Genomic DNA, 21,585 nt, shown 5'->3' on the forward strand with positions numbered 1-21,585 from the left:
TTTTCGATTTATATAACGCTATTCTCGCGCTGCGCATTATCGAACGCATGCTGCACGTAATACCGACTGCGCCGGATGATTCAGGGGAAGTATTTACGCGTTACGGTTTTCGAGCCATCCGGCCGGCCCTTCATGTGAATGTTCGCACCATTCAGGAGAGCATCCGTCATGGTCGCCAGACGACGCTTTAAGGCTGCGCTTCTCGCCGCAGCGATCGCCGCGATGACCCCCGCCGTTCACGCAGGCAACACCACCGACTGGCTGGCGAATACGTACGGCACGCTCGCGGCCCACGTCGGCAACGTCGCGCGCGCGATGTGGGTCGCGCCCGAAGGCGTGATCTATACGGCGTCGATGTGGGACGAGGACGAGGGCGGTGTCGCGATCTACCAGAACGGCAAGAGCATCGGCTCGATCGGCACGCACTCGGAGTTCCAGGGCAGCGCGATCACCGGTAACGCGACGTCGCTGTTCGTCGCGCTGCAGCCCGGCAAGACATACGGCAGCGGCGCGGTGGGGCGCTACAACCGCGCGACGAAGTATCGCGACCTTGTCATCCAGGTCAGCGCGGCGACCAACCAGCCGCGCATCGACGTCGTCACCGGGCTCGCGACGGCCGGCTCGCTGCTCTACGCGAGCGACTTCTACGGCAATCGCGTGCGCGTATTCACCACCGACGGCGTCTGGCAGCGGGACATCAGCGTATCGGCGCCCGGCGCGCTCGCGGTGGATGGCGCGGGCAACGTGTGGGTCGCGCAGAAGAGCGCGGGCGCGATCGCCGGCTTCAGCCCGGCCGGTGCGCTGCTGAACACGATCCGGATGCCGGCCGGGTCGCAGCCGTCGGCGCTGGTTTTCGATGCGGCGGCCGGCCAGTTGCTGGTGGGCGACGAAGGCCCCGACCAGAACATCAAGCGCTATACGGTGTCGGGACGGCCCGCGCTGGCCGGCACGTTCGGCGTGCGCGGCGGCTATCTCGACACGACGACGGGCATCAAGGGGCAGGTCGGCGCGCAGCACTTCACGCGCATCGCCGGGCTCGGCAAGGACACCGGCGGCAATCTCTATGTGCTCAACAATCCGTGGGGCGGCAGCTGGGATCTCGGCCGCAACGGCGCGACCGACATTCACGCGTACAGCAGCACCGGCAGCCTGCGGTGGACGCTGCAGTCGCTGAACTTCGAAGGGATCGCCGCGCCGGACCCGGTCACGGACGGCGCGCTGTTCTACGGCGGTACGCATGTGTACAGCGGCGGCGCGGGCGGCACGTTCGTCGCGAACACGGTTGACCCGTTCACGTATCCGGCCGATCCACGCATCAACATGAGCGATACCCAGCGCGACGAGCATTTCGGGTTGCTCACGTCGGTGGGCGCGAACCGGATTCTCGTCGCGGCGGGCCAGAACCCGCCGATCTTCTACTTCTTCCACTTCAACGCGGCGAACGGCTATATCGCGATCCCGGACGGCTCGATCCCGGGCCCCGCGTTCAACACCACGCGGCGCGTGACGAGCGGCTTCAGCATCGACAGCAAGGGCGGCGTGTGGGCCGGCCTCGACAAGACCGGCGCGATTACCCACTACCCGCTGACGGGCTTCGACGCGAGCGGCAAGCCGTCGTGGGGGGCGGGCGTCGCGACCCGCGTGCCTGACAGCATCCAGCCGCTCACGCGCATCGTCTATCTCGCGGACAGCGACACGATGGTGCTCGCGCAGGGCGCCATCGGGAGCAACGACTGGACGTCGATCGGCACGCGCATCGAGGTGTATCACGGCTGGAGCGCGGGCAACACGACGAAGCCCGACCCGGTGATCACGCTGCCGCACAGCGGCGCGAAATCGATCGACGCGGTGGGCAACCATCTGTTCGTCGGCTATTGGTTCAGCAGCAGCGGGCCGCTGTGGCCGAACGTCGACGCGTTCAACCTCACCACCGGCAAGCTCGACACCACGCTGGTCAACGCGAGCCCCGCGACCGTGGATACCAGCAGCGCGATCGATGCGATGTACAGCATCCGCGCATACCGCCGATCGAACGGCGAGTACGTGGTGATGAAGAACAACGTGAAGGGGAACAGCATCACCGTGTACCGCTGGACGCCCTGACTTTGATGAGGCATGCGCGGCCGCCTCGACCTCGGTCGGCGGCCGGGCTCGCGACGCCATGGTGTGATTCATCGCGGTTTCGCGGGATTTCCATGCCGCTTCCACAGAATTTCCACATCCCGCGTTCGTAATGGCCGGCGTGCGCAACGCGCGCCTCACCGCCCGCCGGGCGGCTGTCCTGAACCTCCCGACACGGAAAACCCGATAAGGGCACAATGACAGCGGCGTCGGCGGCACTGCGTGTGCGCACGACGATGAACCGAATCGACTGACGGGTTGCACCGGCGCATTGCCGCGCCGGTGAATTTGCGTGGCAACCCCTGCCGCGTTTTTTGAGCCGAAGTGACGAAAAGATGAAGACGAAAACCACCCCGAACCGCCTGTTGCTGATCGCCGTGCTGGCCGGCGCGCTGAGCGGGACTGCCCACGCAGAGACGGCGCCGGCCGTCGCGACCGTCGCGACGGTCAACGGTACGCCGATCACCCAGGCCGACGTCGATACGCTGCTGCGCGCGTCCGGGCAACCGGACTCGCCGCAGATCCGCCAGGCGATCAAGAATCAGCTGATCACGCGCGTGCTGGTTCAGCAGGCTGCCGAGAAGGCGAACTATGCCGACAAGCCGGAGGTCAAGGCGGCGGTGCAGCAGGCGAAAACGAATGCCGAAGTGCAGCTTTACCTGCGCGACAACGTGAAGCCCGAGCCGGTGACCGAAGAACAGGTCAAGGCGCGCTACGACGAACTCGTGGCCGCGCTCGGCAAGAACGAGTACAAGCCGCGCCTGATCATCGTCCAGGATCCGGTGACGGCCGCGACGGTGCTCAGTGAGCTGAAGGCGGGCAAGTCGTTCGAAGGGCTGGCGCGTCAGTACAGCATGGCGCCGAGCCGCGATACCGGCGGCGAACTGCCGTGGGTGAGCTTCCACACGCCGGCGACGGAAGGCAAGACGTCCGGCCTGCCGCTGCCGGTCGCGCAGGCGCTCGAGAAACTGAAGGTCGGCGCCGTGACGAACGATTCGATTCCGGTCGACGGCGTGCGGGCGATCGTGAAGCTGGATGCGAAGCGGCCGACGCAGGTGCCGGGCTTCGCGACCGCGAAGCCGGGGCTTCAGCAGCAATTGCAGGCGGCTGCAGTGGAGAAGGCGAGTGCGCAGATGATCGGCAACCTGCTGAAGGACGCGAAGATCACGCAGTAATGCAGTAATGCAGTCACGCGGCGGCGTCGAAACGCCGGACGTCACGCGCGCCAGATCATGCTCGCGCTCGTGTCGGATTCCGACTCGCTGCGGAAGCCGAGCCGTTCGTAGAGCCGCCGCGCCGGGTTGCCGTGCAGCACGCTGAGCGACACCGGCACGTGCGCGCGTGCCGCGTCGTTCAGCAATGCGTTCAGCACGACTTCACCGACGCCCCGGCCCTGGTGCGCGGGGAGGATCTGGATCTGGTGCACGTGCCACGCGTCGGGGGCGCGTGTCACCTTCAGCAAGCCGATGGCTTCATCGTCGTTGCAGACGATCATCGCATCGTCGAAGTGCGCGCGGATGCGCCGGTCGTGCGCGTCGTCGTCGGTCGGCATGCCGGCGCGTTTCAGATGCTCCGTCATCGTGAGCTTGCGAAGCGTCAGCAGGAACGGCAGGTCGGCGGCAGACGCCGGGCGCAGTCGGATTGCGTGTGTCATCGGGCGGACTCGTTCGTTCGGGAAGGCGGGATCGTCGACGGCAAGGTCGATCCCCGCAGCGCATCATTCCCGATGACGGGCAGCGGGTCAAAGGGCGCAGCGCCCATCCGGCACGCCTCCGTGGCCGATCATGCGGCACGCCGGCCGGACACCTTCTGCGCATCCGCGAGATTGGCGATCAGCGTGTCGACCACGACGCGTTTCAGGCTCGCGAGCGCGGAAGACGCATCGCCTTCACCCGCGTGGAGGCACACGTCGACTGCCGGCAGCGGCGGCAGGCCGTCGCGCTCGCCAAGCTGCCGCAATGTCTGCGGCACACCCACCATCGTTCTCGCCGTAATCCCCAGCCCGCCCGCGATGCCGGCCCACAGGCTTTGCAGGCTGCCGGTCGTGTAAGCGAGCCGCCACGGGATCCCGGCCTTGTCGAGCGCATCGGTACCAGCCTTGCGGAACAGGCATGGCGGCTTGTACAGCGCAAGATCCAGCGGCATGCCGGCGCGTGGACGCACATCGACGCCCTGCGGCCCGATCCACGCCATCGACAGCGTGACCAGGTGTTCGGCGTCGGTACGATGCCCGCGGCCCATCGCGAGTACGACGTCGAGTTCGCCGCCGTCGAGCCGGTCGAGCAGCGCGCCGTTGCCGTCGACGACGATGTCGACGCGCACGCCCGGGTGCGTGCGCTTGAACTGGCCGAGCGCGACGGGCAGCCACGATTCGGCGAAGTCGCCCGGTAGCCCGAATCGCACGGCCCCCTCGATCGCCGCGCCGCGGATCGCGCCCACCGCCTCGTCGTTCAGCTCGAGAATGCGGCGCGCATAGGACAGCATCAGTTCGCCCGCCTCGGTCGGCACGAGGCCGCGCCCCTGGCGGCGAAACAGCGGCTGGCCGATCTGCGTTTCGAGCTTGCGCATCTGCTGGCTGACCGCCGACTGCGAGCGGCCGATCCGGTCGGCGGCGCGGTTGAGGCTGCCGAGCCGATCCGCAGCGATCAGCGTGCGCAGCGCATCCATGTCGAGATTCGGGAGCGTCATGATTCCGTTTTTCTTATAAGTCGATGTCGAATTACCGTATTTATTGCACATTCCCGTCGCTACCATCAAGTGAACCGGTCGTTCCGGTTCACGGGGATGCGCGCGATACGCCGCTGCGGATGCCCGTGAGGTTGCTTCCCTTTTTTCTCACGAGGACCGTGAATGAACATCCGCTCGATATTCCGCCAAGGCTTTCCCGGCATGCTGCTGGCCGCATCGATGATTCCCGGCGACGCATCGGCCGCGCCGTCGCTCGCGGGGACATGGACGCTGGTCGCGGCGGACGTACAACATCCCGACGGCACGGTTGGCCGCGACTATGGCGCCGATCCGAAGGGGCTGCTGCTGATCGACGTGCACGGAAACTATTCGCTGCAGATCTTCAAGTCGGAGCGCCCGCGCTTCGCGTCGAACGACAAGGCGACCGGCACGCCGGACGAATTCCGTGACGCCGTGCTCGGGTCGAGCACTCACTACGGCACGCTGACCGTCGATCCCGCGAAACACAAGCTCGCGTTTCACATCGTCAATTCGTCGTACCCGAACTGGATCGGGCAAACACAGACGCGAAGCTATCAATTGAAGGACGGCGAGCTGAGCTACCGCGTGCCGCCGCGTGCGAACGGCGACATACCGATCTCGGTGTGGCGGCGAGTGGATTGAGGCGGGCGGGCGTCAAAGCCCCGGCAGCTGAATCTGCAGGCCGGCCGGGCGATGTTCGAGCACATTCGTGACTTCGTATTCGGTTTTTGCGCCGTCCGAGGTTTGCCACTGCTGCATGCGGACATTGCACACGAGCACGTCTCCCTTGCTGAAACTGATCTGGCTGTTGTTCACGCGCGACAGGAAGCCGGTGTCCGTGATCGCTGCGTGAATCGTCGACGTGCCGTCGTATAGCCGCCACTTGTTGTCGTCCTTGAATGCGAGCGACACGATCGAGAACGCCATCTTGCAATGCTCGTCGAGGATGAGCGAGTCGGCCGGTTCGGGCGCGTGAAACCATGCGATCTCGCTCCGGTCGACCGTTTCGACGATTTCCGTATCGGTGCCGACCGCAAACACCACGATGCCTTCGCGCGCGAGCGGGGCAAGCACGTGCTCGGTGGCGCGGCGAACGCCGACGTCGCGCAGCAGCGTGAGGACGGGCAGGTCGATTTCGAGGGTGTCGCCTTCGACATGCAGGATGGCGGTGTGGTCCTGCATCTGCACCTGCAGGATCTCGCGCCCGCGCAGCCATTTGAGGACGGCGAAGAGCCCTTTTCCCGCCTTCGGTGCGGCGATGCCGAGCGCGGTCAGGATCGTGACCGCATTGGCGAGCGCCGTGCCTTCGTTGCCGCTCAGCAGGTCGCGCATGCGGCCGAGCAGTGACGTCGCGAGCGTGAAGTCGATGCCGAAACTGCCGGTCTTGAAGCTGCCGCGCACGTTCACCTGCGGCCGCACCTGATCCCCGCACAGCGCGCGGGTCGAAGCGTCGAGCAGATCCCCGATGGCAAGCAGCGCGGGCGCGAGTTCGCGCACGTCCCTTTCCGACGATTCGAGCGCGGGCCCGTCGTAGGTGGCGCGAAAGCGGCTCATGGCGCAGAGGGGGCCGGGATCGGCCGGGCCGGTACGGTTTTCATGGCGTAGGGTCATGCGGAAAGTGGGCGGATGACGTGGACGATACCGGAAGCGGATGCTTTCGGATGTCTTTCATGCTAGATGCGATCCACCGACCGCAGGCGATTTTGGCCGTCCGGCCAAGACGACGTTCTGACGTGTCCCGGCCGTACCCGGCACACACCGAACTTTTCCGATCCTGGCCCGGTCACAACCGCCAGCGCGCGGGCGCGCCGGCGCCCCGCACGTGGTTCCGGCCCCGGTATTCCCCGGCCCGCCCCGCCCGCATATCATTCGCACATCGCGCGCCCGCCGACCGCAGGCGCAGCACACAGGGATTCTCGATGGACACCAAACGATCGCGGCGGGGCCTCGTCGCCGCGCTGCTCTGGGCGGCGCTGTATCTCGCGACCGGCTACATCTCGCACCAGTTCAACGGCCCCGTCCGGCTGACGGGCTACATCTGGCTGCCGGCCGGCGTGACGGTCGGCGCGTTCATGCTGCGGCCGATGCGCGAATGGCTGACGCTGGCCGGCGCATTCCTGGTCGGGCAGCTCGCGCTGAGCGCCATCGAACAGGCTAGCCTGATCAACGCGGTGCTGTTCACGGTCGACGAGGTCGGTGCGGCCGCGCTCGCGGTGTGGCTCGTCCAGCGCGTGCGCTTCTCGCTCGAAGGGCTGTATTTCCTGCGCTCGGTGATCCTCGCCGGCCTGATCGCGGGCGTGGTCGGCGCGATCGGCGGCGCGGCCTGGTACACGGTGGTCAAGGGCGCGCCGTTCTTCGACGTGTGGTCGGTGTGGGCCGCGTCCGATTTCGTCGGCGTGCTGCTGGTCACGCCGGTGCTCGCGTCATGGTCGCGCTTTCGCGCGCATCGCTCGGGCGATCACGAGCGCTTCGACCTCGTGCTCGGCATGGTCTCGTTCGTGCTGGTCGTGGGCGTCGCACTCGTGATCTTCGACGGCGACACGTCGCGGAAATTCGGCACCGGCGCGGGCTTCGCGCTGACGTATATCCCGTTGTTCCTCACCGTCGCGGTGACGCTGCTGCTCGGCGGCCGGGCGGGCTCGTCGTCGGTGCTGGTGCTCGCGCTGATCGTGATCGAGCAGACCGCGCAGGGCGACGGCCCGTTCGCGTCGTTTCACGAGCATTACGGTAGTGCGCTGCTCGAGGCGCAGCTTTATCTGGCGGTGGCGTCGCTGCTGGTGCTGACGGCGAGCACGCTGAAGACGACGCGCGAACGCGTGCACGAGCATGCGGCCGTCCTGCAGAACAACATGGAGCTCGCGCTCGCGAGCGCCGGCCAGATCGCGTACGTGCTCGACCCGGAATCGGGGCGGATCGAGTGGAGCGGCGACGTCGAGCGCGTGTTCGGCGTCGGCGTGGATGCATCGCAGATCGCGAGCGTGCCGCTCGTGCTCGAACGCGTGCAGCCGGGCGACCGCGATGCGCTGCGCGACTACTGGGATGCGGAGATCGCGGGCGAGGACCGCGCGTCGCTGTCGCTGCGCATCGTGCAGCGCGACGGCGGCACGCAGACGATCACCGATCATGGTGCGCCGCTGCTCGATTCGAATGTCGACGTGACGGTGGTGGCGGGTGTCTGGCAACTCGAACGCGTGTGGCCGACGGCGGACGAATGAGCGGACGCACGTCATGACGGGCCGCACGGGCGTCCTGCTGATCCACGGGCTCGGCGGCACGCAATACGATCTCGGTTCGCTGCACAAGGCGATGCGGCGCGCGGGCGCCGACACGCACATGATCACGCTGCCGGGGCACGGCACGCGCCCCGAGGATCTGGTCGGCGTGCGCGCGGAGGTGTGGCTCGATGCGGTGACCGAGCAGTATCGCGCGCTGGAAAACGAGTACGACACGCTGCATGTCGCGGGCATGTGCATGGGCGCGCTGGTCGCGCTGCTGCTGTGCCACCGCGTGCAGCATGCGCGCGGCCGGCTCGCGTTGCTGGCCACGCCGGTGTTCATCGACGGATGGTCGACGCCGTGGTACCGCGCGCTGCGGCACGTGCTGTACCGCGTGCCGGGTGTGGCCGAGCGGATGCGTGTGGAGGAAGGCGAGCCGTTCGGCATCAAGAACGCGACGATCCGCGCGATCGTGAAGAAGAAGTTCGAGCGCGAGGACAGTTTCCACTACGCATGGGTGCCGCTCGCATGCGTGCGGCAGGTCGACCGGATGCGCGACTGGGCGCTCGAGGCCGCGGCCGGCACGCCGTGCCCGACGCTCGTGCTGCATGCGCGCGAGGACGAACTGACGAGCCTGCGCTCGGCCGATTTCCTGCTGGAAAAGATGCCCGATGCGCGCGGGATCGTGCTCGAGAACAGCTATCACATGATCTGCGCGGACAACGATCGCGACGACGTCGCGCGCCACGTGCTCGACTTCTTCGGGTTCGATCCGGTGCATGCGGTGAGCCCGGCGATGGCGCGCCGGATGGGACGGCTGGAATCCTGACGGTGACGTGCGCGGCCCGGGATGCGCGAGATCCGCTGCCCCCGGTACGCATCGGGTCTTGCATGCGTACCGGGGCGTGGCGAATTCATGCCGTTTCCGTTTCCGTCGCGCGTCGCGCCAGCAGAGTCGATGCGGCCAACTGGGCGCGTACCGCATCGATGGCTGCGTCGCTCGGCGCAATGCCTTCGAGGTAGATGAAATCGACCGTCGACAGGCCGATGACGGACAGCACCTGCTTCAGGTACGGGGTCAGGAAATCGGGCTGCCGCGCCGCCGCGCCGGTGCAGATGCCGCCCGAGCGTACCAGCACGAGCACGGGTCGATCGGCGAGCAGGCCGAACTTGCCTTCCGGCGTGGCCGTGAACGTGCGGCCGATACGCAGCACGAAATCGATCCACAACTTCAGCGCGGCAGGTACCGTGAAGTTGTGCATCGGTGTGCTGATCAACACGCCGTCGCTGTGTTCCACTTCCGCGATCAGTTGTTCGGAGTACGCCAGCACGGGATCGGCATCCGGCTGCCTCGCGACCACGGCATGCGCATAGTCGGCCGATAGCGAAGGCAATCCGGGTTGACCGAGGCTGCGCGACACGACCCGCGCATCGGGGCGGGCCGCCCGCCATTGCGCGACGGCTTCGTGCGCAAGGCGTGCGCCCAGCGAATGACTGCCATGTGGACTGGCATCGACAAAAAGAAGGTTGTTCATCTGAGCGCCTGTAGTGACTGACTGAAATGCACGCCGCGGGACAGCAGCCCCTGGCGGAAATAGAAACGCTGCGCGAGCGCGTTGGAGAGCCCGGTATCGAGTACCAGGTGCCGGCAGCCGTGTTGCCGCGCGTCGTCGCGTACCGCATCGAGCAGCCGCTCGCCCAGCCGTTGACTGCGCGCGTGTTCGGTCGCGACCAGATCGTCGACGTAGACGAAACGCCCGTACAGCGTGTTTTCGAGGTGGCGGTATCCCGCCAGCGCGACGACCGCGCCGTCCGGGCTGCCGTGCCGTGCGGTCAGCAGCACATAGCCTTGTTCGGCCTGGCGGCACATCTGCCGCACGAACGCATCGACATCGGTCAGGTGCGGGCGTAGTTCTCGCATCACGTCGAACGTCGACCGGTAATCCGCGTCCGTCACGGCGCGTTTCAAATGGATCTCTGGCATCACGATTGCTCCACGGTAACGTCGCTACTGTACGAATCGGATGGCGTATCCTGAAGGTCCAAAAAGTGACTATTTGACTGGGACATGAAATTCGACGATCTGATGCCGGACCGTCATCTCGACATGCCGGTCTATCGGCAACTGGTCCGGCGCTTCCGCGAGGCGATCGAGACGGGCAAGCTGGCGCCGGGCAAGCGCGTGCCGTCGGTACGGAGCCTGGCCAGCGAACTCAATCTGGCACGCGGCACCGTCGAAGCGGCTTATCAGATCCTCATCGGCGAAGGGTACCTGGTCGCGCATGGGCCGGCCGGCACCGTCGTGTCGCCCCAGTTGCCGGATGGGCGGCAGCCGCGCGCCGCGGCGCCCCGGCCGGACGAACCGCCGCGCGGCGATCCGGCGGCGCGCGGGCCGAAGCCGTTCCAGATGGGCATTCCCGCGCTCGATGCGTTTCCGCGCATGCCGTGGATACGGCTCACCGGGCGTCATGTGCGGGCGATGGCGACCCCGTCGCTGGACTATGCACCGCCGCAAGGGCATGACGGGCTCAGGCGTGCGCTGTCCGCGTACCTCGGCGTGTCGCGCGGCATCGACTGTTCGGCCGGGCAGATCTTCATCACCGCGGGGTATCGCGGCGCGCTGGACCTGATCTGCCGGACCTTGCTGCGTCCCGGCGACGCCGGCTGGTTCGAGGATCCCGGGTATATCCACGCACGCCGCCTGCTCGAGCACGCGGGGATGCGGCTCGTGTCCGTGCCGGTCGACGACGACGGCCTGCGCGTGGAAGCGGGGCTGCGCCGGGCGGCCGATGCGCGTTTTGCCGTGGTGACGCCGACCCATCAAAGCCCGCTCGGTGTCGCGCTGTCGCTGCCGAGACGTCTTGCCTTGCTCGACTGGGCCCGGCAGCAACGGGCTTGGATCGTCGAGGACGATTACGACAGCGAGTTCCGTTACCACGGCCGCCCGTTGCCCGCGCTCAAGAGCCTGGATCGCTACCAGCGCGTGCTTTACACAGGATCGTTCAGCAAGGTGCTGTATCCGGGCTTGCGGCTGGGGTATCTCGTTGTTCCCGACGAGCAGGTCGCGGCCTTTCGCGACACCGCCGGCTGGCTCGGCGGTAGCGGCCAGATGCTGATGCAATCGGTCGTCGCTGATTTCATGGAGCAAGGGCATTTCGCGCGTCATCTGAAGAAGATGCGGGCGCTTTATGCCACCCGCCGCGCGTGGCTGATCGATGCGTTGGGTAAGGTCTTCGGTGATGCGCTGCACGTTCCGCCCCGCGCGGGCGGCCTGCACGTGGTGGCCTATTGGCGCACGGCGGTCGACGATCGCGCCGTCGCACGCATGGCCGACCTGCAGGGCTTTTCCGTTCAGCCGCTGAACAACTGGAGCCCGGGCGGCCGGATGCCGCCCGGCATGTTGCTCGGGTTCACGAACCTGACGTCGGCGCAGCAGGCGTTGACGTTGGTTCGACGCTTGTATCGGCTCGTTCGTGTGTGAACCGGGCGTGGTGGATGACGAACCCGCGGGGCGCCGGAGTACGTGCGGCTGGCGCCACGATTTTGCGATTGTGTGACAGAGTTACCGCGACTGTTCTACGCATGGTCGATAACACCCCGTGATGTCGTCGTCCGAGTTCGTGCCTCATGGGTGGCTGGCACCATGCTTTCCGCCTTTCGACCGAGCTGACTTAACTGGCCTGGTTCGCATCATCGGCGGCGGCTCTCGGCCACAAGCGGTCTTCCAACAGTTGGGGCTAGAACGTTGACACCAGGGCTCCACGGACGCATGCTCCAACGCAATCGCCCGCGATGTTCCGGTGAGAACCATCCGCGTTGCGATGCGACTGATCCTGCGAATCGGGAGTGGCAATGGCAAAAAGTCGGAAGCGGGTCTCCCAACGACGCACTGCGATACACGCGGGATTATGGGTGCCGCTTTATTTTGCGCTCGCACCTTGGGCGTCGCTCGCATCCCCTTGGCAAGACCTCGAAGTACTGGGAAAGAGGTTTCGCATTGAAATCGACAAGGCGTACCAGAAGGTCCCCAAAAGCGGCTCGACCCAAGAGATAGATAAAGCCGGGGACATTACTTGGCTCGCAGTGCGCTACATTCCGCTCGGAAGTTCATTTGACGACGCCGAAGTTATTCTTCGCGCCGCCGGATTTGCAGTCGGAGCACGGCCGGGACCAAACCAGCCGGGGAATCTACCGCATAGATATGATGTTGTTGCGCGGATAGAGCAGTACCGTACAAGCTTACTTTTCTCGCGCACCGACGTGTCCGTACTTCTTTCGCCCAAAGCTCCCGGCGATTTTCAAGATGGTGTTTCGGCGGTTTTCGCATCGTTTACGACGAGTTATTTGTAGCGAAATTGCGATGCCGCTACCCCGCCTCCGGTCGCCGTGCGATCCGCGCACGGGTGGCGGGCGACGCAAGACACGTAGCCACCGCTTCGTAGCCCGGCGCACCGGGGTACGGTGCGACGCGTGCCGGAGGGCTATGGTTCGCGGGACACAGAATGATCGCTTCATCGGGGCCGACGGCCGACAGATCCAGGATCGCCGACGAGCGGGTCAGCATGAACAGCGGGCGCATGCCGTCGGCTCTGGCGCGCTGGCGAAGGTACGCAATCAGCGCCGCCTGCGTCGGCTGGTCGAGATCCTGTTCGATCATGTCCACGACCAAAGCACCCACGCCGTCCGCCTCGAGGCCGGCGAGCAGCACGGTCAGCGCCGCAGACGCAGTGGTGCCTTCGTCCGCAAGCCGTGCCGACGTGCGTTCGACCCGCGCCTTCAGCGCCGGATCGGCCCGCAACGCGGCGAACGCCGCCGCGCCGCCGTCTTCCAGCCGGTCCAGCCCGATGAACGCGGCGCCGGGCAATGCGTCGGCCAGCCGATGCGCGAGACGGGTCTTGCCGCTGCCCAGCGAACCGATGATGTAGTTCAGCGGACGGATATCGCGAAATTCGAACCATTCGCCGTCCCACGGCCAAGGGAGGTTGAACGCAACGCCCGCGGCGGCCGGCGCGAGCAGGCGCGTCAGTTCGCCGTCGTCGGGCATGCGGCCGCGGGCAAGATCGGCGCGGATCGCGCGAACCTTGTCGACCTTGCCGACCAGATCCTGAATGCCGCGCCCGAGCGCCGCCTCATGCGTCGCCAGGGCGTCGCTCAGGCTGCGGGCGTCGCCGCCCAGCACGTTCGCGACCTGGGCCAGGCTCAAGCCGAGCGCGCGAAGCGCCGCGACTTCGGCCGCACGCGCCAGATCGTGCGGGCCGTAGGCGCGGTATCCGGCCACCGTTCGCCCGGGCGTGACCAGTCCTTGCCGCTCGTACAGCCGCAGCGCCTTGGCCGATACGCCAAGCCGCATCGCGGCTTCCGATGCGCTCAGGCCGCGCGTGACATCGCTCATGGGTCACCTTTCGGGTCGTCGATTCGTGATGACGAGCATAAAGGCGATCCCAAGGGCCGGGTCAAGCGCGTTCGCGTGTTGACGTGAATCGACGAAGACGCCGGCCGCGCCGCGCGTCAGTCAGTCGGCCGCCGCGAATTCGTCGCGCAGCGCGTGATACAGCCGCCGATACCGCGCCAACCGCCCCGCCAGCAGATCGACCATGGCGGCATCGGGCGCGACCGTCTCCGAGACGGGCGGTGCGACGCAGACTTCCGCGAGCGTGTCGTCCGTCGCGGCCAGGCGTGCCAGCCGCGCCGCGCCGAGTGCCGCACCGACCGCGCCGTCCGCATGGCGCTGCATCGCGAGCCCGGTCGCATTCGCGCACAGCCGCGCCCAGAACGCGCTCTTCGAACCGCCGCCGATGAACGACACCGCGTCGAGCGTCGTGCCGGCCGCACGCAGCGCGTCGTAGCCGTCGGCCATCGCGAACGCGACGCCTTCCATCACCGCGTACGCGAGATCGTCCGCGGTGTGTTCGTTGGACAGCCCGAAGAACACGCCACGCGCATGCGCGTCGTTGTGCGGCGTGCGTTCGCCACCGAGATACGGCAGGAACAGCGGCGCACGGGCCGGCTCCGCGCGTTCGGCGCGCGCGGCCAGCACGCCGGCGGTCGTGCCGTGCGCGCGCGCGAGCCAGTCGAGGCTCGCGGCGGCCGACAGGATCACGCTCATCTGGTGCCAGCGCCCTTCGACGCAGTGGCAGAACGCGTGCACGGCCGCATCCGGGTTCGGCGCGAAACGGTCATTACCGGCGAATAGCACGCCCGACGTGCCGAGCGACAGGAAGCCGCTGCCGGCGCCCGTGACGCCCATGCCGATCGCGGAGGCCGCGTTGTCGCCGGCGCCGCCGGCGATCGTCACGGGCCCCGCGATGCCCCATTCGCGCCGAAGCGCGTCGCGCAGCTGTGCGGCCGGTGCGTTGCCCTCGACGAGGCGCGGCATCTGCGCGCGCGTCAGCTCGGTCGCGGCGAGCATCCGGTCGGACCAGTCGCGGCGCGCGCAGTCGAGCCACAGCGTGCCCGACGCGTCGGACATCTCGGACACGAATTCGCCGGACAGGCGCCAGATCAGGTAGTCCTTCGGCAGCAGCACCTTGTGCACCGCGCGGAACACGGCGGGCTCGTATTTCGCGAGCCACAGCAGCTTCGGCGCGGTGAAGCCGGGCATCGCCATGTTGCCGGTGATCGCGCGCGATTCCGGCACCAGCGCCTCGAGCTCGACGCACTCGGTGCCGGCGCGCGTGTCGTTCCACAGGATCGCGGGGCGCAGCACCTGGTCCGCGCGATCGATCAGCGTCGCGCCGTGCATCTGCCCCGAGAGCGCGATGCCGCGCAGCGCGGCGAAGCCGGCCGGGTGTGCGGCGCGTACCGCCGCGATCGCGTCGAGCATCGCGTGCCACCACGCCTGCGGGCGCTGTTCCGACCAGTGCGGATGCGGGCGGCTGATCGACAGCGCGGCCGAGCCGGTCGCGAGCGGGGCCGAACGGGAATCGGTGAGGAGTACCTTGACCTCGGACGTGCCGAGATCGATGCCGAGAAATGTCACGTGTGAAGCATCCTGTCTGGGGCGCGCGGCGGCGTGCGTCGCGGGGGCGGCGCGTCGTCGCGGCCGTGCGGTTCGTTGAGCCGGTGCAGCGCGCGGAACCTCGACGGCGGCACCTGCTTCATCGCGAGAAACTGGCGGTTGAAATTCGACAGGTTGTTGAAGCCAACCCGGTAGCAGATGTCGGTCACCGTCAGGTCGGAAAACATCAGCAGCTCGCAGGCCTCGTTGATGCGCAGCCGGTTCAGGTAGCGCACGAACGACGAGCCGGTATGGCGGCGGAAAAACCGCGTGAAGGTGCTGACGCTCATCCCGGCGAACGCGGCGACGTCGGTCTCGCGCAGCATGCCGGGCAGGTTCTGCTGCAGGTACGACAGCACCTGGTTGATGGTCGACGACATGTAGTGCTGCGCGTCGCTGCGGTAGCCGGGGCCGGCGAGCACACGCCGCTCGCGGCACGACGACAGCCGGTCGAACAGCGACATCAGGATCTCGACGCGCCGGCAGCCGTGCGCGTTCGCGAGTTCGAGCATCAGCGGCGCGACGTCGCGGCCGACGCGGTCGGGAAACTGCACGCCGCGCGCCGCATCGTCGATCAGGTCGATCACCGGCTGCAGCTCGCTGAACGCGCCGACCATCTTCTCGATCGCATCGCGCGAGAACTGCAGCACGACGTCGCGCGACGGCACGCGTTCGCCGTCGGGGAGTTCGCTGACCCAGTTGTGCGGCAGGTTCGGCCCGGTGACGATCAGGTTGCCCGGGCCGAAATCGCCGATGTGATCGCCGACGAACATCTTGCCGTGCGACGACTGGATCAGATGAATCTCGTACTCGGGATGAAAGTGCCACTTCGCGACCGAGTGCGGATAGTCGTGGACCCACGCGCGGAACGATTCGTCGCGGTGGGTGGGAACGATCTCGAGATCCGGGTTCATCGTGTGCTCCGTCGGGGGCGTGCCGGCGTGCTACGAGCGGGACATCGACCAGCCCGTCGCGGCGGGCGGCGTGGTGCGCGTCGCGGCTGCCGGCGGCGCCGCGTGCGCGGTCGGGTTCGCGTCCGGCAGCGTGACGTTGCGCTCGGTGCCGGCGTCGAACAGATGCAGGGCTTCTTCGTCGAAGCGGAACGCTACCACGGCCCCCGGCGCCGGGGCCATCGGGGCCGGCACGAGGGCCGCGCACGGCTGGCCGTGCCAGTCCAGCGTGACGAGCGCCTCGGCGCCGAGCAGCTCGACGAGTTCGACCGTGCCGGTCAGCGCGAGCGTGCCCGGGGTCGGATCCGCTTCGGTGACGAGCCGCAGGTGGTTCGGCCGGATCGCGGCCTTCACCTGCTGGCCGTCGTGCAGCGGGGCGAAGCGTGGCGACGCGAGCGGCCAGCGCGCGCCGTTGCAGTCGAGCAGCACGTTCGCGCCGAGGCGCTCGATCGTGCCCGCCGCGAAGTTCATCGCCGGCGTGCCGACGAAGCCGGCGGCGAACACCGTGTGCGGCTGCCCGTACAGCTCGGCCGGCGTGCCGATCTGCTCGATGTGGCCGCCGCGCATCAGCACGACGCGATCGGCGAGCGTCATCGCCTCCAGTTGGTCGTGCGTGACGTACAGCGTGGTCGTCTTCAGCCGACGATGCAGCCGCTTGATGTCGCCGCGCAACTGCGTGCGCAGCTTCGCGTCGAGGTTCGACAACGGCTCGTCGAACAGGAACACGGCGGGCGTCTTGATCATCGCGCGCGCGATCGCCGCGCGTTGCTGCTGGCCGCCCGACATCGCACGCGGGCGGCGGTCGAGCAGCGCGTCGAGGCTCAGGATGCGCGCGACGTCGCGCACGCGGCGGTCGATCTCGTCGGCCGGCACCTTCAGGCGCCGCAGGCCGAACGCGATGTTGTCGTACACCGTCATGTGCGGGTACAGCGCGTAGTTCTGGAACACCATCGCGACATTGCGCTCGCGCGACGGCAGGTCGTTGACGACCGCGTCGCCGATCACGAGCTCGCCGCCGGTGATCGCCTCGAGGCCCGCGATCATCCGCAGCATCGTCGACTTGCCGCAGCCGGACGGGCCGAGCAGCACGATGAATTCGCCGTCGGCGATCTCGAGGTCGAGCGGGTGCAGCACGGCGGGGCCGCCGTCGTAGTGCTTCGACAAACCTTTGCAGGTGATCTGGGCCATGGTTTAGGGCGTGTCCACGCTAATAACGGGCTTGCGCTGGCCACCAGAAGGGCCGAGCGCGAGGATTGCGACGAAGCGAATACTCGACGTATTCGCGAGGAGCATGACGCGGCGCTCGGCCCTTCTGGTGGCCAGCCCCACGAATGCATTTTTCAAACAGGGGAACGTGCCTTTCCGCCCACATTGCGGCGTCGTGCGTCGCTTGTTTGGCACGGCCAAACGGCGCTCCTTACTCCTTGCACTGCGGGCGGAAAGGCACGTTCGCAAGCCCGTTATTAGCGTGAACACGCCCTAATCCATTTCGATCTGAATCTTGACGTCGCGCGGGTGGCCGCTCGCCGCTTCCTCGAACGCGCGCACGCCTTCGGAAAACGGGAACGTGCGCGAGATGAACGGCTTCACGTCGATCGCACCGGACGCGATCAGCGCGAGCGCGCGCGGAAAGATGTTCGCGTAGCGGAACACCGATTCGATGCGGCCTTCCTTCGCCTGCAGCGCGACCACGTCGAGCGGCACCGGGGCGACCGGCATCCCGATCAGCACCGCGCAGCCTCCCGGGCACATCAGGTCGACGAGGCCCGCATACGCGTTCGCGCTGCCGCTGGCCTCGAACACGACGTCCGCGCCCCAGCCGTCCGTTGCCTGGGCCACCACGTCGGCGAGCGACTGTGTGCGCACGTCGACGGTCGTGACGGCACGGTTGTCGGCGAACAGCGCGAGCTTGTCGGGCACGACGTCGGCGAGGATCACGCGCGCGGCGCCGCCGGCGAGCGCGGCGAGCGCCGTCATCGCGCCGATCGTGCCGGCGCCGATCACGACCGCGAGGTCGCCCGGCTTCATCGCCGCCTTCTTCGCGGCCTGCAGGCCGATCGACAGCGGCTCGACGATCGCGCCTTCGGCGAACGACACGGTGTCGGGCAGCCGGTACGTGAACGCGGCCGGATGCACGACGTACGGCGTCAGGCAGCCGTGGATGGGCGGCGTCGCCCAGAAGCGCACGTCGGGATCGAGGTTGTAGAGCCCGCGCAGCGTCGCGGGCGAATCGAGGCGCGGCACGCCGGGCTCCATGCATACGCGGTCGCCGACGCGCAGATGCGTGACGCCGGCGCCGGTCTCGACGACGGTGCCGGACGCCTCGTGGCCGAGCACCATCGGCGCGTCGACGCGAAACGGGCCGATCCCGCCGTGCACGTAGTAATGCACGTCGCTGCCGCACACGCCGACCGTATGCACCTTGATCCGGACGTCGCCAGGGCCGACCGCCTGCGGCAGGTCGATGTCGCGCAGCGCGAGTTCGCGCGTGCGTTCGAGTACGAGTGCTTTCAACACATCCTCCTTATTTTCCCTTGACCATCGAATTGAGCAGGCGGCTCAGCATGCCGACGAACACGAGCGGCGGCAGCGCGAGCAGCACCGTCGACGCGTTGATCACGCCCCATGGCACTTCCTGGCCGAGCGACGTGAACGCGGACGCGACCACCGGCAGCGTCGCGCTGCGCGACGACGTCAGCGCGAGCGCGATCATCAGTTCGTTCCACACCAGCACGAAGCTGAACACGATGCCGCCGAGCAGCGTGCTCGCACATACCGGCAGCGCGATATGCCAGAACACCGCGTACGGGCCGTAGCCGTCGAGCGCGGCGGCTTCCTCGATCTCGCGCGGCAGCCGGCGGAACACGGGGATCGACAGCCACGTGATGGTCGACAGCGTGACGAGCAGGTACGTGACGATCATCGACAGCTTCGTGTCGTACAGCCCGAGATCGACCCAGATCGCGATCAGCGGCAACGCGACCGCGACGGGCGGCAGGAAGCGCAGCGACAGCAGGAAGAACTGGATGTCGCGCTTGCCGCGTATCGGGTAGCGCGCGATCGCATACGCGGCCGGCACGCCGAGCACCGCGCCGATCAGCACGGCCGCGCCGACGATCGCGATGCTGTTGCCGAGCCCGATCAGCACCTCGGGGCTCGACAGCACCTGCTCGTAGTTCGCGAGCGTCGGCGTGAAGATGAAGCGCGGCACGGGCGTGACGATGTCGAGCAGGTGCTTGAGCGAATTGAGCACGGCCCAGAACAGCGGGAACGCGGCGACGAGCAGGATCGCGCCGGCGATCGCGACAGTCGTTGCGGTCGAAACGGTCGAGGCGGTGCCGCGGCGGGCCATCAGTCGTCCCATTTGTTGACCCTCTTCCAGATGAGCGTGAAGACGAGCGTGGTCGCGACCATCATCAGCACGGCCATGCCCGACGCATAGGACACCTTGCCGGCGAGGCCGATGCCCTGCTGGTACGCGTACAGGTCGAGCGTTTCGGTCGCGATGCCGGGGCCGCCCTTGGTCATCACGTAGATCAGGTCGAACGAGCGCAGCGATTCGACCATCTTGATGAACACGAGGCTCACGAGCGGCGCCTTAAGCATCGGCAACGTGATGTACGCATGCACCTGCCACGTCGTCGCGTAGTCGAGCCGCGCGGCTTCGAGCGGCTCGGGCGGCAGCGTCTCCAGCAGCTTCAGGATCACGACCGCGAAGAACAGCCCCCATTGCCACACGTCGACCAGCGCGACCGCGTACAGCGCGAGATGCGGATCGGCGAGGAACGCGGTGTTCTCGATCCCGAGCATGCCGAGCAGCCAGCTCAGGATGCCGGTGAGCGGCGCGTACATGAACTTCCAGATGAACGCGGCCGATACGCGCGGCAGCAGCACCGGCATGATCAGCACCAGCGACGCGAGGCGGCGCCAGCGGCCGTGCACGCGCTCGAACAGGAACACGGCCAGCGCGACCCCGACCAGCACCGCACCGGCCACCGTGACGACTTCCCACAGCACCGACACCTCGATCGCGTTCAGGAAGCGCCGGTCGGACGCGAGCCGGATGAAGTTGCGCAGGCCGACGTATTCGCTGTCCGGATAGCGCAGCACGCGGTTGCGCAGCGCGAGGTTGATCGCGGCGACGGTCGGGACGAGGCTCAGGACGGCGAGCAGCGCGAGCGTCGGTGCGAGGAACACCCACGGCAGGCTGGTGCGGTCGCGACGTGCGCGGCCGCGCCGGGCGGACGGTGCGGAAGGCGGGGCAGGGGCCGGACGGACGCCGAGCGCGCGTCCGTCGGCGCCGTCATTTGCGAGCGCCATGTTCGAGCGCGTCCTTCGCGTACTGGTCCGCGTCGTCGAGCGTGCCGCGCACGTCCGTCTGCGTGCCGGTGAACACCTGCTCGAGCGCGATGCCGAGGTTGTCGCCGATATCCGGCCACTGCGGCGTGCGCCAGATCGTCACCTGCGTGACCGGGTTGGTGTCGTTCAGCCCGGCCTGGATCTGCGGCGCGACGTGTTGCTTGAAGTACGGGCTGGCGATCGTGCTCGACCGGTTGTAGTCGCTGAACACGCCGTTGCGCAGCCGCGCCTGCTCCTGGTCCTTGCTGGTCGCCCACGCGATGAAGCGGCCGGCGGCCATCCGCGTGCAGTCGTCCTTCGCGCCGACCGCCGAGATCGCGAAGCCGTGGCCGTAGGCGGCCGACGGCAGAGGGGCGGGCGGGCGCGTGTAGCCGACCTTGCCGGCCACGCTCGACTTGCTCGCATCCTCCATCCAGTCCGCGAACGGCGTCGATTCGATCATGAACGCGACCTTGCCCGAGCGGAACGCTTCGAGCGCGTTGCTCCAGTCGTAGGTTGCCGCGCCCGGCGGCGCGTACTTGAACAGGTCGCCGTAGAGCTGCGTGGCCTTCACGGCGGCCGGCGAATTGAACGCGGGCTGGCCGCCCTTGTCGGTCCAGGCGCCGCCCATCCCGAGCATGAACGGCGACCAGCGCCACACGTTCATCCCCGAGCCGCGCTGGCCGCGCGCGACCCAGCCGTACAGCTTCGGCGGCGCGTTGAGCTTCTTGATCGCGGCGACGAGCTGGTCGAGCGTCTTCGGCACCGGGATGTGTGCGGCGTCGAGCAGGTCGCGGCGGTAGAACAGGAAGTCGCCGCCGCCGATCAGCGGCGCGAAGTACGCGACGCCGTTGTAGCTCGCGACCGCGCGGCGGCCGGGCAGGAAGTCGTCGTAGTCGTATTCCTTCGGGTAGTACTTGAGGAGCGGCACGATCCAGTTGGCCGATGCGAATTCGGCGACGTTCGCCTCGTCGACGTAGTAGATCTGATACGAGCCCGCGCCGGTCGACGCGTCGAGCCGCGATTTCGCGCGGCGGTCGTTTTCGCCGAAATAGCTGATCTCGACCTTGGTGCCGCTCTTCTTCTCGTAGTCGGCCAGCGATTTCTCCATCACCGACAGGCCGAGGCTCTTCTGCGCGAGCACCCGAAGGGTCGGCACCTTGCAGACCTGCGCGGCCGCGACGCCCGGCAGACAGGCGCCGAGCAGCAAGCCGGCTGCGACGATTCGCATCTTGTTCACCCGTGTCTCCTTGAT

20 protein-coding genes are annotated in these 21,585 nt (G+C 67.5%); 7 read left to right on the forward strand and 13 right to left on the reverse strand.

Features of this window, described 5'->3' with window-relative positions; all coding sequences use genetic code 11:
• Nucleotides 1-168 precede the first annotated feature (168 nt).
• Together LGM56_RS28795 and LGM56_RS28800 are read left to right on the forward strand one after the other, a co-directional pair.
• Nucleotides 169-2,103 carry an SMP-30/gluconolactonase/LRE family protein gene (locus LGM56_RS28795; RefSeq protein WP_226207420.1) on the forward strand — a complete coding sequence of 645 codons (1,935 nt, stop codon included), beginning with the start codon at nt 169-171 and terminating at the stop codon, nt 2,101-2,103.
• Nucleotides 2,104-2,456: 353 nt separating this feature from the next.
• Nucleotides 2,457-3,296, forward strand: coding sequence for a peptidyl-prolyl cis-trans isomerase (locus tag LGM56_RS28800; RefSeq protein WP_089428648.1), 840 nt, complete (start codon nt 2,457-2,459; stop codon nt 3,294-3,296).
• Between the two features lie 41 nt (nt 3,297-3,337).
• Here the strand turns inward: LGM56_RS28800 and LGM56_RS28805 are convergent, their stop codons facing one another.
• Both LGM56_RS28805 and LGM56_RS28810 read right to left on the reverse strand, forming a co-directional pair.
• Complete coding sequence (locus LGM56_RS28805; RefSeq protein WP_226207421.1) at nt 3,338-3,775, reverse strand: GNAT family N-acetyltransferase; 438 nt, start codon at nt 3,773-3,775, stop codon at nt 3,338-3,340.
• 128 nt (nt 3,776-3,903) lie between these two features.
• Complete coding sequence (locus LGM56_RS28810) at nt 3,904-4,809, reverse strand: LysR substrate-binding domain-containing protein (RefSeq protein ID WP_226207422.1); 906 nt, start codon at nt 4,807-4,809, stop codon at nt 3,904-3,906.
• 162 nt (nt 4,810-4,971) lie between these two features.
• Between LGM56_RS28810 and LGM56_RS28815 the strand changes: the two genes are divergently transcribed.
• On the forward strand, nt 4,972-5,472 hold the full coding sequence (locus LGM56_RS28815) for a lipocalin-like domain-containing protein (RefSeq protein WP_089473844.1): 501 nt from the start codon (nt 4,972-4,974) through the stop codon (nt 5,470-5,472).
• A 12-nt stretch (nt 5,473-5,484) separates the two neighbouring features.
• On the opposite strand, the gene LGM56_RS28820 is transcribed toward LGM56_RS28815, so the two are convergent.
• Entirely contained in the window at nt 5,485-6,441 is a 957-nt protein-coding gene (locus LGM56_RS28820; RefSeq protein WP_319000782.1) for a hypothetical protein, read from the reverse strand.
• A gap of 308 nt (nt 6,442-6,749) precedes the next feature.
• On the opposite strand from LGM56_RS28820, the gene LGM56_RS28825 reads away from it, so the two are divergent.
• Nucleotides 6,750-8,045 (forward strand): MASE1 domain-containing protein, encoded by a 1,296-nt coding sequence (locus LGM56_RS28825; protein ID WP_226207424.1) that lies wholly within the window; start codon nt 6,750-6,752, stop codon nt 8,043-8,045.
• A gap of 13 nt (nt 8,046-8,058) precedes the next feature.
• On the forward strand, nt 8,059-8,874 hold the full coding sequence (locus LGM56_RS28830) for an alpha/beta hydrolase (RefSeq protein WP_089498028.1): 816 nt from the start codon (nt 8,059-8,061) through the stop codon (nt 8,872-8,874).
• Between the two features lie 85 nt (nt 8,875-8,959).
• On the opposite strand, the gene LGM56_RS28835 is transcribed toward LGM56_RS28830, so the two are convergent.
• Nucleotides 8,960-9,580 (reverse strand): FMN-dependent NADH-azoreductase, encoded by a 621-nt coding sequence (locus LGM56_RS28835; RefSeq protein WP_226207425.1) that lies wholly within the window; start codon nt 9,578-9,580, stop codon nt 8,960-8,962.
• Nucleotides 9,577-10,029 (reverse strand): GNAT family N-acetyltransferase, encoded by a 453-nt coding sequence (locus LGM56_RS28840; protein ID WP_226207426.1) that lies wholly within the window; start codon nt 10,027-10,029, stop codon nt 9,577-9,579. Before LGM56_RS28840 ends, LGM56_RS28835 begins: the two co-directional genes overlap by 4 nt.
• Nucleotides 10,030-10,113: 84 nt before the next feature.
• Between LGM56_RS28840 and LGM56_RS28845 the strand changes: the two genes are divergently transcribed.
• Together LGM56_RS28845 and LGM56_RS28850 are read left to right on the forward strand one after the other, a co-directional pair.
• A complete protein-coding gene (locus LGM56_RS28845; protein ID WP_226207427.1) occupies nt 10,114-11,526 on the forward strand; it encodes a PLP-dependent aminotransferase family protein in 1,413 nt (470 codons plus the stop codon).
• A 431-nt stretch (nt 11,527-11,957) separates the two neighbouring features.
• Entirely contained in the window at nt 11,958-12,395 is a 438-nt protein-coding gene (locus tag LGM56_RS28850) for a hypothetical protein (protein ID WP_143329857.1), read from the forward strand.
• Nucleotides 12,396-12,411: 16 nt separating this feature from the next.
• Here the strand turns inward: LGM56_RS28850 and LGM56_RS28855 are convergent, their stop codons facing one another.
• The 8 genes from LGM56_RS28855 to LGM56_RS28890 form a co-directional block, all read right to left on the reverse strand.
• On the reverse strand, nt 12,412-13,437 hold the full coding sequence (locus LGM56_RS28855) for a MerR family transcriptional regulator (RefSeq protein ID WP_226207428.1): 1,026 nt from the start codon (nt 13,435-13,437) through the stop codon (nt 12,412-12,414).
• Nucleotides 13,438-13,557: 120 nt separating this feature from the next.
• Nucleotides 13,558-15,024 carry a xylulokinase gene (gene xylB, locus LGM56_RS28860; protein WP_226207429.1) on the reverse strand — a complete coding sequence of 489 codons (1,467 nt, stop codon included), beginning with the start codon at nt 15,022-15,024 and terminating at the stop codon, nt 13,558-13,560.
• Complete coding sequence (locus tag LGM56_RS28865) at nt 15,021-15,956, reverse strand: AraC family transcriptional regulator (RefSeq protein WP_206148114.1); 936 nt, start codon at nt 15,954-15,956, stop codon at nt 15,021-15,023. Before LGM56_RS28865 ends, xylB begins: the two co-directional genes overlap by 4 nt.
• 30 nt (nt 15,957-15,986) lie before the next feature.
• On the reverse strand, nt 15,987-17,180 hold the full coding sequence (locus LGM56_RS28870; protein WP_226207430.1) for an ABC transporter ATP-binding protein: 1,194 nt from the start codon (nt 17,178-17,180) through the stop codon (nt 15,987-15,989).
• A gap of 291 nt (nt 17,181-17,471) precedes the next feature.
• Entirely contained in the window at nt 17,472-18,506 is a 1,035-nt protein-coding gene (locus LGM56_RS28875; protein ID WP_226207431.1) for an NAD(P)-dependent alcohol dehydrogenase, read from the reverse strand.
• Nucleotides 18,507-18,516: 10 nt separating this feature from the next.
• Nucleotides 18,517-19,356 (reverse strand): carbohydrate ABC transporter permease, encoded by an 840-nt coding sequence (locus LGM56_RS28880; RefSeq protein WP_226207432.1) that lies wholly within the window; start codon nt 19,354-19,356, stop codon nt 18,517-18,519.
• The gene (locus tag LGM56_RS28885) at nt 19,344-20,312 is read right to left on the reverse strand and encodes a carbohydrate ABC transporter permease (RefSeq protein WP_226207433.1); all 969 of its coding nucleotides are present in this window, start codon (nt 20,310-20,312) and stop codon (nt 19,344-19,346) included. Before LGM56_RS28885 ends, LGM56_RS28880 begins: the two co-directional genes overlap by 13 nt.
• On the reverse strand, nt 20,296-21,561 hold the full coding sequence (locus LGM56_RS28890; protein ID WP_264171021.1) for an ABC transporter substrate-binding protein: 1,266 nt from the start codon (nt 21,559-21,561) through the stop codon (nt 20,296-20,298). The genes LGM56_RS28885 and LGM56_RS28890 overlap by 17 nt, the downstream gene beginning before the upstream one ends.
• Nucleotides 21,562-21,585 lie beyond the last annotated feature (24 nt).

Origin of the sequence: Burkholderia sp. AU38729 (genome assembly GCF_020419725.1) — a bacterium.
In the GTDB taxonomy this organism is placed as follows: Bacteria; Pseudomonadota; Gammaproteobacteria; order Burkholderiales; family Burkholderiaceae; genus Burkholderia.

What these genes read in the sequence shown, in the direction of transcription:
- LGM56_RS28795 (WP_226207420.1), top strand. Translation starts at nt 169, where the DNA reads ATGGTCGCCAGACGACGCTTTAAGGCTGCGCTTCTCGCCGCAGCGATC.
- LGM56_RS28800 (WP_089428648.1), top strand. Translation starts at nt 2,457, where the DNA reads ATGAAGACGAAAACCACCCCGAACCGCCTGTTGCTGATCGCCGTGCTG.
- LGM56_RS28805 (WP_226207421.1), bottom strand. Translation starts at nt 3,775, where the DNA reads ATGACACACGCAATCCGACTGCGCCCGGCGTCTGCCGCCGACCTGCCG.
- LGM56_RS28810 (WP_226207422.1), bottom strand. Translation starts at nt 4,809, where the DNA reads ATGACGCTCCCGAATCTCGACATGGATGCGCTGCGCACGCTGATCGCT.
- LGM56_RS28815 (WP_089473844.1), top strand. Translation starts at nt 4,972, where the DNA reads ATGAACATCCGCTCGATATTCCGCCAAGGCTTTCCCGGCATGCTGCTG.
- LGM56_RS28820 (WP_319000782.1), bottom strand. Translation starts at nt 6,441, where the DNA reads ATGACCCTACGCCATGAAAACCGTACCGGCCCGGCCGATCCCGGCCCC.
- LGM56_RS28825 (WP_226207424.1), top strand. Translation starts at nt 6,750, where the DNA reads ATGGACACCAAACGATCGCGGCGGGGCCTCGTCGCCGCGCTGCTCTGG.
- LGM56_RS28830 (WP_089498028.1), top strand. Translation starts at nt 8,059, where the DNA reads ATGACGGGCCGCACGGGCGTCCTGCTGATCCACGGGCTCGGCGGCACG.
- LGM56_RS28835 (WP_226207425.1), bottom strand. Translation starts at nt 9,580, where the DNA reads ATGAACAACCTTCTTTTTGTCGATGCCAGTCCACATGGCAGTCATTCG.
- LGM56_RS28840 (WP_226207426.1), bottom strand. Translation starts at nt 10,029, where the DNA reads ATGCCAGAGATCCATTTGAAACGCGCCGTGACGGACGCGGATTACCGG.
- LGM56_RS28845 (WP_226207427.1), top strand. Translation starts at nt 10,114, where the DNA reads ATGAAATTCGACGATCTGATGCCGGACCGTCATCTCGACATGCCGGTC.
- LGM56_RS28855 (WP_226207428.1), bottom strand. Translation starts at nt 13,437, where the DNA reads ATGAGCGATGTCACGCGCGGCCTGAGCGCATCGGAAGCCGCGATGCGG.
- LGM56_RS28865 (WP_206148114.1), bottom strand. Translation starts at nt 15,956, where the DNA reads ATGAACCCGGATCTCGAGATCGTTCCCACCCACCGCGACGAATCGTTC.
- LGM56_RS28870 (WP_226207430.1), bottom strand. Translation starts at nt 17,180, where the DNA reads ATGGCCCAGATCACCTGCAAAGGTTTGTCGAAGCACTACGACGGCGGC.
- LGM56_RS28880 (WP_226207432.1), bottom strand. Translation starts at nt 19,356, where the DNA reads ATGGGACGACTGATGGCCCGCCGCGGCACCGCCTCGACCGTTTCGACC.
- LGM56_RS28885 (WP_226207433.1), bottom strand. Translation starts at nt 20,312, where the DNA reads ATGGCGCTCGCAAATGACGGCGCCGACGGACGCGCGCTCGGCGTCCGT.
- LGM56_RS28890 (WP_264171021.1), bottom strand. Translation starts at nt 21,561, where the DNA reads ATGCGAATCGTCGCAGCCGGCTTGCTGCTCGGCGCCTGTCTGCCGGGC.